Source organism: Tsukamurella sp. NPDC003166 (assembly GCF_040611135.1).
Taxonomy (GTDB): domain Bacteria; phylum Actinomycetota; class Actinomycetes; order Mycobacteriales; family Mycobacteriaceae; genus Tsukamurella.
Genome location: NZ_JBEXNL010000010.1, coordinates 58,016 through 73,871, shown reverse-complemented (window position 1 = coordinate 73,871; position 15,856 = coordinate 58,016). Strand labels below are relative to the sequence as shown.

Sequence of the window (15,856 nt, the reverse complement as noted above, 5' to 3'; positions counted from 1 at the left end):
GCCGAGGGACGTGGTGGTCACAGGTCGACCTCCTCGTGGTCGGAGAGAACGTCCCAGCGGACCGCCGTGACCGACGGCTCCATGCTGAGCTGGCTGATGGCGGATTCGAGCGCGCGGTCGTCGCGGCCGTCGGCGGCGAGCGTGGCGCGGACCTCGACCCGCCCCTCCTGCGCATTGGTGCTGCTGATCGACTGCAGATGGAAGACGGTGCGGCTCAGCGCCTGTACGAGCATGACGCGGACGTGCGCCTCGTTCTCGTCGCGCGTCACGGCGACGAACTCGTACCGGCTGGGCGCCTCCTTGCCGGTGTCCGGCGCCTTGTCGACGGCATGCCCGACCGATCGCAGCGCGGTGTTCACGCCGATCACGACGGCGGTACCGATCGCCGCCGGCACGTACATCCCCGAACCGGCGAGCGCGCCGACCGCTGCCGAGCACCACAGCGTGGCGGCGGTGTTCAGCCCGCGCACGGTGAGTCCGTCGCGCAGGATCACGCCGCCGCCGAGGAAGCCGATGCCGGACACGATCTGCGCCGCCACCCGGGTGGGGTCGCCGCCGCCGAATCCGTACGCGGACAACACGACGAAGAGTGCCGAGCCGACGGAGACGAGCGCATTGGTGCGCAGGCCGGCCATCCGGGCGCGGTACTGGCGTTCGAGTCCGATAAGGGTGCCGAACCCGACGCCCGCGGCGATCCGCAGCAGCATGTCGAGCAGGTCGATGTTCGTGGTGGCGTGCATGGTGTTCTCCTCGTCCGGGCACGCGCCACTGCGCCGCAGGCCGATGGCCGCGGCGGAGCAGGGTGTGGGAGATGTCAGTGGGGCGGAGGAGACATGCCTCCGGCCCGGATCACGGTGTGCTCAGCGGGTTCCCGCGGTGATGCGGGAAATGCCGAGCGAGAGATGGTGACTGTCGTCGGTCATGGGCATCACCTCCATCGGTCGAACCGCGCGCCGCAGGAGGAGACTGAAGAAATCGCCCCTCCACGTCAGACCTTCAGCACTTCGCGGCGTGAACCCGTGAACGGGAGCCAATCGGGGTGCACCCTTAATCCGGATGCGCCTGTCCTGACCCGGGGCGTCTCTCGACGTTCGGGGTCGCTGGCCTGTTTCCGCGAAGGAGCCTCAGCGAACGATTGGCGCCTTGCGTAACAAGCATGACACGGGGTGCGGGGCGGGGCAAGCCGAGTAGTGTGGCGCGCCATGGAGGTACCCACGACGAGGCGCGGCGTCGGCTCGGCGCCGGAGGCGGGCACGGCGCGCGAGCGGGCCAAGGCCGCCCGCCGTCGCGAGCTGCTCGCGGCGGCCGCGGCGCTCATGGCGGAACGGGGCTTCGCGGGCGTGCGGCTGGAGGACATAGGTGCCGCCGCCGGAGTCTCGGGACCCGCTATGTACCGGCACTTCTCGGGCAAACAGGACGTGCTCGCCGCGCTCCTCGAGGAGATCTCCGAATACCTCTACGACGGTGGCCGCCGGGTGGCTCAGGAGCGCGCCGACGATCCGCGGCAGGCGTTGCACGACCTCGTCGACTTCCATGTCGACTTCGCCGCCTCCGAGCCGGACCTGATCCGGGTCCAGTACCGCGACCTGTGGTCGCTGGCTCCGGAGTCCGCGCGCCGCGTGCGGCGGCTGCAGCGGCAGTACGTGGAACTCTGGGCCGACGAGTTGACCCGCCTGGGTGGCGACCCGGTGGAGAACCGCGCGACGGTGCACGCCGTCTTCGGCCTGCTCAACGCAGCGCCGAGCCTTCCGGCGCTGCCGCAGCCCCGTCTGCGCGCCCTGCTTCGCGACAAGGCCCTCGCCGCCCTCGGCGTGTAGCGCGCCGCCCGCAGGGTTGCCGCGGCGCGCGGGTCGACGGCGTGGCGTGGGGGCGGTTCACCCCCTCCGTGACGCCGGGCGTCTGGTGGGGGAGCGAACGCGGGGGTCGCGGTTCGGCCCGGCGCGGGGGACGACGATGCCGCTTCGGCCCTCGATCGGGGAGTGGACCTCGGGCAATCGGCAGCGCGGAAACTACTCGCCGGTAAGACTGGACAGAGGTGGCCGGGCTCACATATTCTCGGGTTCAGTTAATGGCGACTAACTCATTAGGAGCGGGCGTGACATTCCGGGAGGAACACGAGGCGAACGTCGCCGAGCTGCGCGAACGGCTCGGCAGGGTGGCCCAGGGCGGCGGCGAGCGCGCTCGCGCACGGCACGAGGGCCGCGGCAAGCTGATGGTCCGCGAGCGGATCCGCCGGCTGCTGGACACCGGCAGTCCGTTCCTCGAGGTGGCGCCGCTCGCCGCGGAGGACATGTACGACGGCAAGGCGCCGTCGGCGGGTGCGGTCGCGGGCATCGGCACCGTGTCCGGGCGGCAGGTCATGATCGTCGCCAACGACGCGACGGTCTCCGGCGGCACGTACTACCCGGTCACCGTCAAGAAGCACCTGCGCGCGCAGGAGATCGCGATGCAGAACCGGCTGCCCTGCATCTATCTCGTCGACTCGGGCGGCGCCATGCTGCTCAACCAGGACGAGGTCTTCCCCGACCGGGAGCACTTCGGCCGGATCTTCTACAACCAGGCGAACATGAGCGCTGCCGGCATCCCGCAGATCGCGGCGGTGCTGGGCAGCTCGACCGCCGGCGGCGCCTACGTTCCCGCGATGAGCGACGAGACCGTCATCGTCCGCGACCAGGGCACCATCTTCCTCGCCGGCCCGCCGCTGGTGAAGGCCGCGACGGGCGAGGACGTGACCGCCGAGGACCTCGGCGGCGGCCTCATGCATTCCACCAAGTCGGGCGTGACCGACCACCTCGTGGACTCGGACGACGAGGCGCTGGAAAAGGTCCGCCAGATCGTCGGGCGGCTCGGCCCCGTCGGCGAGGTGCAGTGGGACGTGCGCCCGGCGGTGCCGGCGGCCCGGCCGCAGACGGACCTGTACGACGTCGTGCCGACCGATCCGAAGATCGGTTACGACGTGCGCAAGCTGATCGGGATCATCGCCGACGGTGGCGAATTCGACGAGTTCAAGGAGCTTTTCGGTACCACCCTGGTCACCGCGTTCGCGCGCATCCACGGGCACCCGGTGGGCATCATCGGCAACAACGGCGTGCTCTTCGCCGAGGCCGCCCAGAAGGGCGCGCACTTCATCGAGCTGTGCGACAAGCGCCGGATCCCGCTGCTGTTCCTGCAGAACATCACCGGGTTCATGGTCGGCCGCCAGTACGAGGAGGGCGGCATCGCCAAGCACGGCGCCAAGATGGTCACGGCCGTGGCGTGCGCGCGGGTCCCCAAGTTCACGGTGATCGTGGGTGGATCCTTCGGCGCCGGAAACTATTCCATGTGCGGTCGGGCGTACTCGCCGCGATTCCTATGGATGTGGCCCAACGCGCGGATCTCCGTGATGGGCGGCCCGCAGGCCGCCGACACGCTCGGTTCGGTCCGCCGCGAGCAGGAGGGTATGGAGGAGTTCAAGCAGGGCGTGCGCGACCAGTTCGATCGGCAGTCGCAGGCCTACTACTCCACGGCCCGGCTGTGGGACGACGGGGTCATCGACCCCGCCGACACCCGCACGGTCCTCGGCCTCGCGCTCGAGGCGGCGTCCCGCACGCCGCTGGCCGAGGTCTCCTACGGCGTCTTCCGGATGTGAGCTGATATGAGTAAGAAGATCGAGAAGGTCCTCATCGCCAACCGTGGCGAGATCGCTTGCCGCGTCATCGAAACGCTGCGCACCCTGGGCATCGCCAGCGTCGCGGTGTACTCCGACGCGGACACCGACGCCCGGCACGTGCAGCTCGCCGACGAGGCCGTGCGCCTCGGCCCGGCCGCCGCCACCGAGAGCTACCTGCGCATCGACAGGGTCGTCGACGCCGCACGCGCCACCGGCGCGGACGCGGTGCACCCCGGCTACGGCTTCCTCTCCGAGAACGCCGCCTTCGCGCGGGCGCTTTCGGAGGCCGGGATCGAATTCCTCGGCCCGCCGGTCGAATCCATCGAGGTGATGGGTGACAAGATCACCGCGCGCGCCGCGGTCGTCGAGCGCGACGTGCCCGTGGTCCCCGGCATCAGTCGTCCGGGCCTCACGGACGCCGACCTGATCGGAGCGGCCGAGGGCATCGGCTTCCCCGTCCTCATCAAGCCCAGCGCGGGCGGCGGCGGCAAGGGCATGCACCGGGTCGAGAACCCGGCGGATCTGCCCGCCGCGATCGCCGCCGCGCGCCGCGAGGCCGCCGCCGCCTTCGGCGACGACGCGCTGTTCATGGAGCACTTCGTGGACACCCCGCGCCACATCGAGGTGCAGGTGCTGGCCGATAAGCACGGCAACGTGATCCACCTCGGCGAGCGCGAGTGCTCGCTGCAGCGCCGCCACCAGAAGGTGATCGAGGAGGCCCCGTCGGCGCTGCTCGACGAGGCCACCCGCGCCGAGATCGGCCGCGCCGCCTGCGATGCCGCGCGCTCCGTCGGCTACACGGGCGTGGGCACCGTCGAGTTCATCGTCTCGGCCAAGCGTCCCGACGCCTTCTTCTTCATGGAGATGAACACCCGTCTGCAGGTAGAGCACCCCGTCACCGAGTTGGTCACCGGAGTCGACCTGGTGGAGCAGCAGATCCGCGTCGCCAACGGCGAGGTGTTGGCGCTGTCCCAGGACGACATCGTGCTCACCGGGCACGCCGTGGAGGCCCGCGTCTACGCCGAGGACCCGGCGGCCGGCTTCCTGCCCACCGGCGGCACGGTGACCGCGCTGCGCTACCCGCGCAGCGATCGCCGCGGCCCCGTTCGCGTGGACACCGGCATCGAGACCGGCAGCGTCGTCGGCAGCGATTACGATCCCATGCTGGCCAAGGTGATCGTGCACGCGGACGACCGCGAGCAGGCGCTGCGCCGTCTCGACGAGGCCCTCGCCGGCACCCAGCTGACGGGCCTGCGCACCAACGTCGACTTCTGCCGGTTCGTCCTCGCCGACGGCGACGTCGTCTCCGGCACGCTGGACACGGAGCTGCTGGATCGACTGGCGCCCAACTACACCCGGCCGGAGCCGACGGTCCGCGCGTACGCCGCCGCCGCGCTCACGGCGGTCGCCGCAGCCCGCGGCGAGGGCGCGTGGGGCACCGAGACCGGCTGGCGCATCGGGGGCGCGCAGCCCACCGTCGTCCGGTTCGCCGGCACCGAGGGGACCGGAGAGGTCCACGTCTGCGTGCTCGGCGACGCGGTGACGGTGCGCGGCACGGCCGCGGGCTCGGTGCTCGACGGTGCCGGCACCGCCCGGATCGCCGGTGAGCGGCTGGTGGTGGACGGATACTCGACCCCGGTCACCGTCGACCTGCTGGGCGGGACCTACTGGGTCAGTGGCGAGGACGGCACGTACGAGCTGCCGCTCGCGAAGTCCACGTCGAAGGACCGCGACGGCGCCCACGGCGGCGACGTCGTGAGCCCCATGCCGGGCGCCGTGGTGGCGGTGCCGGTCGAGGACGGCCAGACGGTGGCCAAGGGCGAGACCCTGGTGATCATCGAGGCGATGAAGATGGAGCAGCCGCTGGCCGCGCCGCACGACGGTGTGGTGTCGATCGCGGTGCGCACAGGAGACAAGGTGACCGCGGCCCAGGTGCTCGCGAGCGTCACGGCTACCGCAACGGAGGAGAGCTGACATGGAATTGACCCAGGACTACGCGGACCTGCGGGACACGGTGCGCGACTTCGCGAACCAGGTGGTCGCGCCCGTCTCGGCCAAGCACGACGAGGAGCACTCCTTCCCGTACGAGGTCGTGAAGCAGATGGGGCAGATGGGCTTGTTCGGGCTTCCCTTCCCCGAGGAGTACGGCGGCATGGGCGGCGACTACTTCGCGCTCGCGCTCGCGCTGGAGGAGCTCGGCCGCGTCGACCAGTCGGTCGCGATGACCGTCGAGGCCGGCGTCGGCCTGGGCGCCATGCCGATCTACAAGTTCGGCACTGAGGAGCAGAAGCAGAAGTACCTGCCCTCCCTGGCCGCGGGAGAGAACCTCGCGGGCTTCGGCCTCACCGAGCCCGGCTGCGGCTCGGACGCCTCCGGCACGCAGACCACCGCCAAGCTGGACGGTGACGAGTGGGTGATCAACGGCTCCAAGCAGTTCATCACCAACTCCGGCACCGACATCACCAGCCTGGTGACGGTGACCGCGGTGACCGGCACCAAGCCGGACGGGCGCAAGCAGATCTCCACCATCATCGTGCCCAGCGGTACACCGGGGTTCACCGTCGAGCCCGCCTACAACAAGGTCGGCTGGAACGCCTCGGACACGCACCCGCTCAGCTTCTCCGACGTGCGCGTGCCGAAGGAGAACCTGCTGGGCGAGGAGGGGCGCGGCTACGCGAACTTCCTGTCCATCCTCGACGAGGGCCGCATCGCCATCGCCGCCGTCGCCACCGGTGCGGCGCAGGGCTGCGTGGACGAGTCGGTGAAGTACGCCAAGGAGCGCAACGCGTTCGGGAAGCCGATCGGCGAGTTCCAGTCCATCGCCTTCGCCATCGCCCGGATGGAGGCCCGTGCGCACACCTCCCGCGTCGCCTACTACGAGGCGGCGCGGCTCATGCTGGCCGGCAAGCCCTTCAAGAAGGAGGCCGCCATCGCCAAGATGATCTCCTCCGAGGCGGCGATGGACAACGCCCGCATGGCCACCCAGATCCACGGCGGCTACGGCTTCATGAACGAGTACCCCGTGGCGCGGCACTACCGCGATTCGAAGATCCTCGAGATCGGCGAGGGCACCACCGAGGTGCAGCTCATGCTGATCGCCCGGTCGCTGGGGCTGAACTCGTGACCGGCGGGCAGGAGGCCGGAGGCCGACCGGGGGATGTCTCCGGCGAGCCCGTGCGGCGGGTCACGCAGCGCGGCCTGTGGTTCGACGAGTTCGAGGACGGCGTGCTCTACGAGCACCGGCCCGGCGTCACCGTCACCGAGGCCGACAACATGCTGTTCACCAAGCTGACCATGAACACTCAGGCGCTGCACCTGGACGCGCACTGGTCGGCGCAGCAGCCCGGCTTCGGCGGCCAGCGGCTGGTGAACTCGATGTACACGCTCTCCACCCTGGTGGGCCTGTCCGTCGCGCAGCTGACGCAGGGCACGCTGGTGGCGAATCTCGGGTTCAGCGAGATCTCCTTCCCCGCACCGGTGTTCGCGGGCGACACGCTGTACGCGGAGACGCTGTGCACCGGCAAGCGGGAGTCCAAGTCGCGGCCCGGGCAGGGCATCGTCAACCTGCGGCACATCGCGCGGAACCAGGACGGCACCGTCGTCGCGGTGGCCGAGCGCTCGACCCTGGTGCGCAGGGCGCCGTCCGGCTCCGATGGGGAGGGGGAGTGAGCGTGTTCCACCGCGACGGACGTGACGCCCCCGCCTGGCGGCCGCCGGGCCCCGCGATCCTGTTCTGCCCCGCCGACCGCCCCGAGCGGTACGCGAAGGCGGCCGAGCGCGCGGACGCGGTGATCCTCGACCTCGAGGACGCCGTCACCGCTGACGCCCGGCCCGCTGCCCGTGAGGCGCTGATCGACAACGATCTGGACCCGGAGCGGACGATCGTGCGGGTGAACGCCTTCGGCACCTACGACTTCGCCGAAGACATCGAGGCGCTGCGCCGCACGGCCTATCGTGTGGTCATGCTCGCCAAGACCGAGTCCGCGCACCAGCTGGACAAGCTGGCGCAGGTCGACGGGCTGCAGGTGATCGCCCTGATCGAGACGCCGCGCGGCGCGGTGAACGTGAACGAGATCGCCGCGCACCCGCGGTGCATCGGGCTGATGTGGGGCGCGGAGGATCTGGTGGCGGCGATGGGCGGGCGGTCCTCGCGGTTCGCCGACGCCACCTACCGGGACGTGCCCCGGTACGTCCGCTCGGCGACCGCACTCGCCGCGGCGGCGCACGGCAAGTTCGCCCTCGATGCGGTCCACATCGACATCGCCGACGCGGACGGCCTCGCGGCCGAGGCGGAGGACGCGGTCGCGCTGGGCTTCGCGGCCACCGTCTGCATCCACCCCTCCCAGTCGGCCGTGATCCGCGCCGCCTACCGGCCGACGGACGAGGAGATCTCCTGGGCCCGTGAGGTGCTCGAGGCCGAGGCGGGCAACAACGGCGTCTACCAGGTGCGCGGTCAGATGATCGACGCGCCGCTGCTCGCGCAGGCGCGGGCCATCATCGGAAGGGTCGACTGAGACATGACCACCACCCCGTCCTACGACCGCGGCGAGGCCGATCCGGCCCTGCTCACCTACACCATCGGCGCGCAGCTCGAGGTGACCGCCGACCGGTTCGGCGAGCGCACCGCGCTCGTCGACGTGCCCTCCGGCCGGCGGTGGACCTACGCCGAGCTCCTCGCGGACTCGCGTGCGTTCGCGGCGGGATTGGTGCGGAACGGGATCCGGCGCGGTGACCGGGTCGGCGTCTGGGCGCCGAACACGCCGGAGTGGGTGATCGTCCAGTTCGGTACCGCGCTCGCCGGCGTGATCCTGGTCAACCTCAATCCGTCGTACCGGCAGCGCGAGCTGGAGTACGCGCTGAACCAGTCCGGCATCGTCGCGGTCTACACCATGACGAGCTTCAAGACCTCGGAGTACGCGGCGATGCTGGCTGCCGCGCGGCCCGAGGCGCCGGAGCTGCGCGACGTGGTGACCTTCGGATCGGCGGAGTGGGACGCGTACCTGGACCCGGCGACAGACGACGAGCTGGGCGCCCTCGCGGACCTCGGCGACGAGCTGGCCGCCGACGACCCGATCAACATCCAGTACACCTCGGGCACCACGGGGTTCCCCAAGGGCGCCACGCTGACCCACGCCAACATCCTCAACAACGGCTACCTCGTGGGCGAGCTGCTGAACTACACCGAGCAGGACTCCATCTGCATTCCCGTGCCCTTCTATCACTGCTTCGGCATGGTGATGGGCAATCTCGCGGCGATCACCCACGGTGCGGCGATGGTCATCCCGGGTCCGGCGTTCGTGCCGGAGGACGCGCTGGTCGCCGTCGCCGCGGAGAAGTGCACCAGCCTCTACGGCGTGCCCACCATGTTCATCGCCGAACTGGCGTTGGGGAACTTCGACGACTACGACCTCTCCAGCCTGCGCACCGGCATCATGGCCGGCTCGCCGTGCCCGGAGGAGGTCATGCGCAAGGTGGTCGACCGGATGGGCATGACGGAGGTGTCGATCTGCTACGGCATGACCGAGACCTCTCCGGTGTCCACCCAGACGCGGGTCGACGACGCGCTCGAGCTGCGGGTCGGCACCGTCGGGCGGGTGGGGCCGCACCTGGAGATCCAGGTGATCGACCCGATCGACGGCACCGTCATGCCGCGCGGCGAGGTCGGGGAGCTGTGCACCCGTGGCTATTCCGTGATGAAGGGCTACTGGAACAACGAGGAGAAGACCGCCGAGGCGATCGACGCCGACGGGTGGATGCACACCGGCGACCTCGCGACCATGGACGACGCCGGCTACGTCCGCGTCACCGGCCGCATCAAGGACATGGTGATCCGCGGCGGCGAGAACATCTACCCGCGCGAGATCGAGGAGTTCCTCTACACCCACCCGGACATCCTCGACGCGCAGGTGATCGGCGTGCCGGACGAGAAGTACGGGGAGGAGCTCATGGCGTGGATCCAGCTCCGCGAGGGCGTGGACGCGTTCACCGTCGAGGACCTCAAGGCCTTCGCCGACGGCAAGATCGCTCGCCACAAGATCCCGCGCTACGTGCACGTGGTACCGGCTTTCCCTATGACGGTATCGGGGAAAATACGCAAGGTGCAGATGCGAGAGGAGTCCCTTGGGCTCCTCGGTCTGGGAGAGTAGAGACATGCATTCGATCGATCGGTTCGCCGAATTCGTGGGTGTGCCCGCGGGCGACTACGACACCGTCTTCCGGTACTCCGTCGAGCAACCCGAGAACTTCTGGGGCGGAGTATGGGACTTCTTCGAGCTCGGTGAGCGCACGGGAGCGGTGCTCGTCTCGCGCGAGATGCCCGGAGCCCGCTGGTTCCCCGAGGTGGAGCTGAACTACGTCGACCGGGTGCTGAGGTTCGCCGATCTGCCCGGCAACGCCATCGTCGGCCTCTCGGACGACGGTGCGCGGGTGGAGGTCCCGTGGTCGGAGCTGCCCGCCCGGGTGTCCGCGATCGCCGAGCTGCTGCGCTCCCTCGGGGTCGGGATGGGCGACACCGTCGCGGCTTACCTCCCCGATGAGCCCTTCGCAGTGCTCGCCTTCCTGGCGACGGCGTCGATCGGCGCGATCTGGTCGGGCTGCGGCCAGGACTACGCGCCCGAGGGCGCGGCGGGTCGCATGGCGCAGCTGGAGCCCAAGGTCCTGTTCGCGCGCGACGGCTACGCGTTCGGCGAGAAGAAGGTCGACAAGCGCGTCGACACCGTCGAACTCGCTGAACTGCTGGGTGTTCCGTCCTCGCACGTGATCACGCGGCTGCCCGAGCCGGGGGCGGACACCCCGGACCTGAAGCCCGTGCAGGTGCCCTTCGACCACCCGCTGTGGGTGCTGTTCAGTTCCGGAACCACCGGCAAGCCGAAGGGGATCGTGCAGGGGCACGGCGGCATCCTCGTCGAGCACGTGAAGGTGCTGGGGCTGCACAACGAGATCGGCCCCGGCGATGTCTTCTTCTGGCACACCGCGCTGTCGTGGATGATGTGGAACTACCAGGTGGCCGGCCTGCTCCTGGGTGCCACCATCGTGACCTTCTCCGGGCATCCGTTGGCGCCCACCGCCGATCGGCTCTGGCAGGTCTGCGAGGACGAGGGGGTCACCTTCTTCGGTACCAGCCCCGGACAGCTGCAGGCCTCGCGCAAGGCCGGCCTGAACCCCGGCACCGAGCACTCGCTGGTGCTGCGCACCATCGGCAGCACCGGCTCGCCGCTCGCGCCGGACCTCTTCACCTGGGTCGACGAACATGTGGCCCAGGGGCTTCCGGTGAGCTCCGTCTCGGGCGGCACCGACGTGTGCAGCGCCTTCTGCGGCGGTACCGCATCGGTACCGCACGTCCCGGGGGAGCTGACGGTGCGTTATCTCGGCTGCGCGATGGACTCGTGGGCACCCGACCGCACGCCGCTCGTCGGCGAGGTGGGCGAGATGGTGATCACCGTGCCCATGCCCTCGATGCCGACGCACTTCTGGAACGACCCGGGCGAGAAGAAGTACCGCGCCGCCTACTTCGAGCACGAGTGGACGGACGGGGTCGCGCCGAACGTCTGGCGCCACGGCGACTGGGTGGAGCTGACGGACCGCGGCTCGGTCACCATCCACGGCCGCAGCGATGCGACCCTGAACCGCAACGGGATCCGCATGGGATCGGCCGACATCTACGAGGTGGTCGAGGCCATCCCGGAGGTCGCTGAGGCCATGGTGGTCGGCGTCGACGGCCCGGACGCGCGGTACTGGATGCCGCTGTTCCTCACCCTCGTGCCCGGTGCCGAATTGACCGACGAACTGGTCGGCCGCATCCGCACGGACGTCAAGACACGGCTCTCACCCAGGCACGTGCCCGACGAGGTCGTCCTCGCCCCCGGCATCCCGCACACCAAGACCGGGAAGAAGCTGGAGATCCCGATCACGGCCATGCTCGCCGGGCGGGACGTCAACGTCGACCCGAGGTCCATCGACGATCCGGATCTCCTGGCCTGGTACGAGAAGCGGGGCCGCGACCACTCGTGGTGATGCCTACCCGAGGGCCTTTCCCGGGTTGAGGATGCCGTTCGGGTCGAAGACGGACTTGATCCCCCGCGTCAGGTCCGTCGATACGTCACCGATCTCGGAACGCAACCAGCGCTGCTTGAGCAGGCCCACCCCGTGCTCGCCGGTCAGCGTTCCGCCGAGGTCGAGCGCGGCGCGGAAGACGGCATCCGCGGCGCGCCACGCGCGGTCGGGGATGCCGGGCTCGTCCACGACGATGATCGGGTGCAGGTTGCCGTCGCCCGCGTGCGCCATCGTCGCGATCGTGACGCCGAACTCGGTGGCGATCCGCTCCACCCGCTCGATCATGGTGCCCACCTGTGACAACGGCACCGCGACGTCCTCGATCAGGACTCGGCCCAGACGCTCCAGCGCGGGCAGGGCGTCTCGGCGCGCCGCGACGAGCGCGCCGCCACCGTCGTCGGCGACGGTGACCTCGGTCGCGGAGCGCGCCCACAGGCGCGCGACGACGTCGCAGGCGTGCGCACCGTCGTTCCCCTCGAACTGGATCATCGCGAGCGCACCCCGGCCGAAGGACGTTCCCTTCCACCTGTCCAACGCGAGCAGGCAGGTGCCGTCGAGCAGCTCTGCAACCAACGGCGAATCGCCCGCCTCGAGCACCTCGGTCACGCCCGCTGCAGCGGCCGCGGTGGACGGGAACAGGCCGACCACCGTGTGCACCACCGGTGACACGGACCGCAGCCGCAGCGTGGCCTCGGTGACCACGCCGAGCGTGCCCTCTGACCCCACGATCAGCGACGTGAGGTCCAGCCCCGCTACACCTTTGATGGTGCGCCCGCCGGTGTGAAGAATCCCTCCGCCCGGCAGCACCACCTCCAGGCCGAGCACGGAATCGCGGGTCACGCCGTACTTCACGCAGCGCAGCCCGCCGGCGTTGGTGGCGATGTTGCCGCCGATCGTCGAGATCGCCACACTGCCGGGGTCCGGCGTGTACCGCAGTCCCACCGCCACGGCGGCGGCGTCGACGTCGGCGCTGAGAACACCGGCAGACACGCGGGCGATCCGATCCGCGCGGGAGACCTCGAGCAGTCCCGTCATCCGCTCGGTGCTGAGCACGAGCTCGCCGGCCGCGGCGGAGGCGCCTCCGGCGAGCCCGGTCCCCGCACCGCGGGTGACGACGGGGGTCCGGGTGCGCTCGGCGATCGCCAGCACCGCCGCAACATCGTCGGTCGACTCCGCGAAGACGACGCCGAGCGGGGAGCCGTCGCCGACCGCTCCGGATCGATCCGATCGATAGGACTGCAGTACCGCGGGATCGGTCACCACCGCGGCACCGATCCGGGCCCGCAGCTCGTCGACGACGGTGACTCTCGCGGTCACGAGGCGCCCACGGCACCGGGCCGGGCCGGATCCGCGGACCACTGCGACCACGAGCCCGGATAGAGGGCCGCGGTCACTCCGATCGACGCCAGCGCCGCGATCTGGTGCGCGGCGGTCACCCCGGAGCCGCAGTACACGGTCACGTCGGCATCGTCGCGCACTCCCAGCCCGGCGAACCGCTCCCGCAGCCGGTCGGCCGGCAGGAACAGCCCGTCCGGCCCGACGTTGTCCGCCGTCGGCGCACTGACGGCGCCGGGGATGTGCCCGGCCCGCGGATCCACCGGCTCGACCTCGCCGCGATAGCGCTCACCGGCACGGGCGTCGAGTAGCAGGGCGCCGCCCGCCGCCACGTCGTCCGCGGTCACCGTGGGCAACCCGCCGGGAGTCACCACGGCCGTGCCGCCGCCTGCGGCGGCCTCGGCACCGCCGGCCACCGGCAGGCCCGCGGCGCGCCACGCGCCGAGGCCACCGTCGAGCAGTCGCACGTCGGCGATCCCCGCCCACCGCAGCAGCCACCACAGCCGTGCGGCGGACTGGCCGGCGTTGTCGTCGTAGACGACCACCGTCGACTCCGGGTGGATCCCCCAGGCCCGCACCGACTTCTGCAGGTCGGCGATGTCCGGCAGCGGGTGCCGTCCGGCTTCGGGCGACGCCGGCGCGGCGAGCTCGGTCTCCAGGTCGACGTAGACGGCACCGGGGATGTGCGCGTCGAGGTAGTGCTCGTGCCCGCGGTCGTCGCCGAGCTTCCAGCGCACGTCGAGCAGCAGTGGCCGGTTGAGCCGCGCCAGCTCCGGCGCGGAGATGGTCACCGTCATAGCAGGATCCGTCCTTCGTCGAGTACCGTCCGCAGCGATGTCGTGCCGGGCGCGACGCCGTCGCGCAGCAGCCGCCACAGCGCCACCTGTACTGCCCGGTTCGCCGGTGCCCGGGTCCCGAACTCGTGGGCGAGATGGACGATCTCGCCGTTGAGATAGTCCGTTTCGACGGACCCGGCGCCGCGCGCGAGGCTCTGCCACGTGGACCGTCGTGCCGTTCCCGCGCCGGGGACGTCGACGATCCGGAGTACCGAGTGGTCGAGTCGCGATTCGGTCCCGTAGTCGGCGTGGTCGAGGCCCGCCGCGGCGAACGCTTCGAGGGCCTCGGCGCGTAACAGTTCTGTCACCTCGTCATGCTCGGCATCGGTGCCGTCGAACACCTCGATCGCGTTGCCCAGGTTGGCCAGGAGTTTCGCCCGCTTCCAGCGGCCGATGTCGGCGGCGACCTGGGTGGGGAACGCCGCCGCGGTGAAGTCGCGGGCGATGCTCTCGACGGCCTCGCCGGCGGCACCGTCGGGGTGCGGGCCCAGCCACACCAGCCCGGCCGTACCGGTCGGCGTGTAGACCGCGACGGTGCCGGGGGTCTCGAATTGCGCGGGCGTGAGGATCGATCCCGCGATCACCATGTCGAAGTACCGGGTGGCGATGCGTTCGGTGTCCAGCCCGTTCTGCAGGGTCACCAGCGGAAGCCCGGTGGGCGCCCAGTCGGCGAGCGCGGCCGAGGCCTGCTGCGCCTTCACCGCCAGGACCAGAACGTCGTCGGTTCGCGGTCGGACGTCCGCGGGGCCACCGGCGACGTTCACGGGAATCTCGCGGGTGCCGTCGGGACGCAGGTAGCGCAGGGGAGATCCGGACAGCGCGCGCAGCTGCTCGCCCCGGGCCACCAGCACGGAATCGATGCCCGCGAGGGTGAGCTCGGCGGCCAGGGCGCTGCCGACGGCGCCCGCACCGACGATGACGTACCGAGTCACTTGCCGCCCTTCTCCAGTGCGGACTGCAATGCCGAGTTGAGGTCGGTCGACCAGAGGTCGGAAACCTTCACGGCCGCCGGGATCGCCTTGATGTCGACGAACGAGTCGGCCACCCTCTGCTGGCTCTGCTCCGCGGCCGGAGTCACCACCCCGAGGTGTGTCGGGCGCTGTGCCTCCTGCTGCGTGATCTGTTGGACCGCACTGGCTTCCGGCTGCTTGGTGGCGGCGGCGAACCGCTTGGCGTAGTCCGCCAGGTGCCCGTCGCGGATGTAGGCGTAGGCCCGGTCCAGGCGTGCCAGCAGGTCCGCCAGGGCCGCCTTCTTGGCGGCGTCGCCCAGGAGCGCCTTCGTGGTGCTCCACGGGAAGTTCCCGGAGAGGATGTTCTCCCCGGATCCGATCGTCTTCGCGCCGCCGGCGTGTGCCTGGATGATCGTGTTGCCGTAGCTGGCGAATGCGTCGATGGAGCCGCCCTGGAGCGCGGCCAGTCCGTCGTTCGGTGATACCGGCCGGGATTCGATGTCGGTCCAGCTCAACCCGTTCTGCTTGAGCAACTCGTTGAGGAAGTAGGCCGCGGTGGTGTTCTTGACGTAGCCCACCTTCTTGCCCTTGAGGTCCTTGATCGACGTGATGGAGGAGTCCTTCCCGACCACCACCTCCTGGAGCAGGGTGCTCGCGGTCTGCACCGCCACCTGGGTGAAGTTCACGGTGCCGCCGGCCGCCACGAAGATCGGCGGCGTCTCGCTGGACTGCGCGACATCGAGTGCCTTGGACTGCAACGCCTGAAGCTGCTGGTCGCCGCCGGAGAAGACTGGCCACTCGATGCGATAGGGCGTGTTGTCGAGGCCCGCGACCTGCAGGGCGGCCTGGCTGGCGGCCCAGCCGGTCTGGCCGATCTTGAGCGAGACCGAGGCGGGGGCACCACTCGATCCGCCGGCGTCGGTCGACGACGATCCGCAGGCCGACGTGGACAGGGCGGCCGTCACGACGGTGACGGTGGCGACCACGGCGACGAGCGGTGTGCGCAGTGCGCGATTCATGGGATGCCTTTCAGC

Annotated in this window: 13 protein-coding genes and 1 riboswitch; of the genes, 8 read left to right on the top strand and 5 right to left on the bottom strand. The window is 70.5% G+C overall.

What is annotated here, in order from left to right; genetic code table 11:
- Window positions 1-17: 17 nt before the first annotated feature.
- Window positions 18-722 carry an MgtC/SapB family protein gene (locus ABZX10_RS13220; RefSeq protein WP_355540306.1) on the bottom strand — a complete coding sequence of 235 codons (705 nt, stop codon included), beginning with the start codon at window positions 720-722 and terminating at the stop codon, window positions 18-20.
- A 252-nt stretch (window positions 723-974) separates the two neighbouring features.
- A riboswitch (M-box (ykoK) riboswitch) is annotated at window positions 975-1,143 on the bottom strand.
- 59 nt (window positions 1,144-1,202) lie between these two features.
- Between ABZX10_RS13220 and ABZX10_RS13215 the strand changes: the two genes are divergently transcribed.
- The 8 genes from ABZX10_RS13215 (at window position 1,203) to ABZX10_RS13180 (ending at window position 11,662) form a co-directional block, all read left to right on the top strand.
- A complete protein-coding gene (locus ABZX10_RS13215) occupies window positions 1,203-1,817 on the top strand; it encodes a TetR/AcrR family transcriptional regulator (RefSeq protein WP_355540042.1) in 615 nt (204 codons plus the stop codon).
- Window positions 1,818-2,068: 251 nt separating this feature from the next.
- A complete protein-coding gene (locus ABZX10_RS13210) occupies window positions 2,069-3,628 on the top strand; it encodes a carboxyl transferase domain-containing protein (RefSeq protein ID WP_355540039.1) in 1,560 nt (519 codons plus the stop codon).
- Between the two features lie 6 nt (window positions 3,629-3,634).
- The gene (locus tag ABZX10_RS13205; protein WP_355540036.1) at window positions 3,635-5,623 is read left to right on the top strand and encodes a biotin carboxylase N-terminal domain-containing protein; all 1,989 of its coding nucleotides are present in this window, start codon (window positions 3,635-3,637) and stop codon (window positions 5,621-5,623) included.
- Window position 5,624: 1 nt separating this feature from the next.
- Complete coding sequence (locus ABZX10_RS13200; RefSeq protein ID WP_114514865.1) at window positions 5,625-6,773, top strand: acyl-CoA dehydrogenase family protein; 1,149 nt, start codon at window positions 5,625-5,627, stop codon at window positions 6,771-6,773.
- Complete coding sequence (locus ABZX10_RS13195; RefSeq protein WP_355540031.1) at window positions 6,770-7,318, top strand: MaoC family dehydratase; 549 nt, start codon at window positions 6,770-6,772, stop codon at window positions 7,316-7,318. The genes ABZX10_RS13200 and ABZX10_RS13195 overlap by 4 nt, the downstream gene beginning before the upstream one ends.
- Before the next feature lie 2 nt (window positions 7,319-7,320).
- On the top strand, window positions 7,321-8,163 hold the full coding sequence (locus tag ABZX10_RS13190; RefSeq protein ID WP_355540303.1) for a CoA ester lyase: 843 nt from the start codon (window positions 7,321-7,323) through the stop codon (window positions 8,161-8,163).
- A gap of 3 nt (window positions 8,164-8,166) precedes the next feature.
- Window positions 8,167-9,795 carry an AMP-binding protein gene (locus ABZX10_RS13185; protein ID WP_355540028.1) on the top strand — a complete coding sequence of 543 codons (1,629 nt, stop codon included), beginning with the start codon at window positions 8,167-8,169 and terminating at the stop codon, window positions 9,793-9,795.
- A 4-nt stretch (window positions 9,796-9,799) separates the two neighbouring features.
- Window positions 9,800-11,662 carry an acetoacetate--CoA ligase gene (locus tag ABZX10_RS13180; protein ID WP_355540025.1) on the top strand — a complete coding sequence of 621 codons (1,863 nt, stop codon included), beginning with the start codon at window positions 9,800-9,802 and terminating at the stop codon, window positions 11,660-11,662.
- A 3-nt stretch (window positions 11,663-11,665) separates the two neighbouring features.
- Here the strand turns inward: ABZX10_RS13180 and ABZX10_RS13175 are convergent, their stop codons facing one another.
- From ABZX10_RS13175 to ABZX10_RS13160, 4 genes are read right to left on the bottom strand one after another with little or no spacing between them, the layout of a single operon-like run.
- A complete protein-coding gene (locus ABZX10_RS13175) occupies window positions 11,666-13,018 on the bottom strand; it encodes an FAD-linked oxidase C-terminal domain-containing protein (protein ID WP_355540022.1) in 1,353 nt (450 codons plus the stop codon).
- A complete protein-coding gene (locus ABZX10_RS13170; RefSeq protein ID WP_355540019.1) occupies window positions 13,015-13,833 on the bottom strand; it encodes a sulfurtransferase in 819 nt (272 codons plus the stop codon). The genes ABZX10_RS13175 and ABZX10_RS13170 overlap by 4 nt, the downstream gene beginning before the upstream one ends.
- A complete protein-coding gene (locus ABZX10_RS13165; protein ID WP_355540016.1) occupies window positions 13,830-14,804 on the bottom strand; it encodes a 2-dehydropantoate 2-reductase N-terminal domain-containing protein in 975 nt (324 codons plus the stop codon). Before ABZX10_RS13165 ends, ABZX10_RS13170 begins: the two co-directional genes overlap by 4 nt.
- Entirely contained in the window at window positions 14,801-15,841 is a 1,041-nt protein-coding gene (locus tag ABZX10_RS13160; RefSeq protein ID WP_355540013.1) for an ABC transporter substrate-binding protein, read from the bottom strand. Before ABZX10_RS13160 ends, ABZX10_RS13165 begins: the two co-directional genes overlap by 4 nt.
- Window positions 15,842-15,856 lie beyond the last annotated feature (15 nt).

Coding starts and splice junctions, on each gene's coding strand:
- ABZX10_RS13215 (WP_355540042.1), top strand. CDS start 1,203: ATGGAGGTACCCACGACGAGGCGCGGCGTCGGCTCGGCGCCGGAGGCG.
- ABZX10_RS13210 (WP_355540039.1), top strand. CDS start 2,069: ATGGCGACTAACTCATTAGGAGCGGGCGTGACATTCCGGGAGGAACAC.
- ABZX10_RS13205 (WP_355540036.1), top strand. CDS start 3,635: ATGAGTAAGAAGATCGAGAAGGTCCTCATCGCCAACCGTGGCGAGATC.
- ABZX10_RS13200 (WP_114514865.1), top strand. CDS start 5,625: ATGGAATTGACCCAGGACTACGCGGACCTGCGGGACACGGTGCGCGAC.
- ABZX10_RS13185 (WP_355540028.1), top strand. CDS start 8,167: ATGACCACCACCCCGTCCTACGACCGCGGCGAGGCCGATCCGGCCCTG.
- ABZX10_RS13180 (WP_355540025.1), top strand. CDS start 9,800: ATGCATTCGATCGATCGGTTCGCCGAATTCGTGGGTGTGCCCGCGGGC.
- ABZX10_RS13170 (WP_355540019.1), bottom strand. CDS start 13,833: ATGACGGTGACCATCTCCGCGCCGGAGCTGGCGCGGCTCAACCGGCCA.
- ABZX10_RS13160 (WP_355540013.1), bottom strand. CDS start 15,841: ATGAATCGCGCACTGCGCACACCGCTCGTCGCCGTGGTCGCCACCGTC.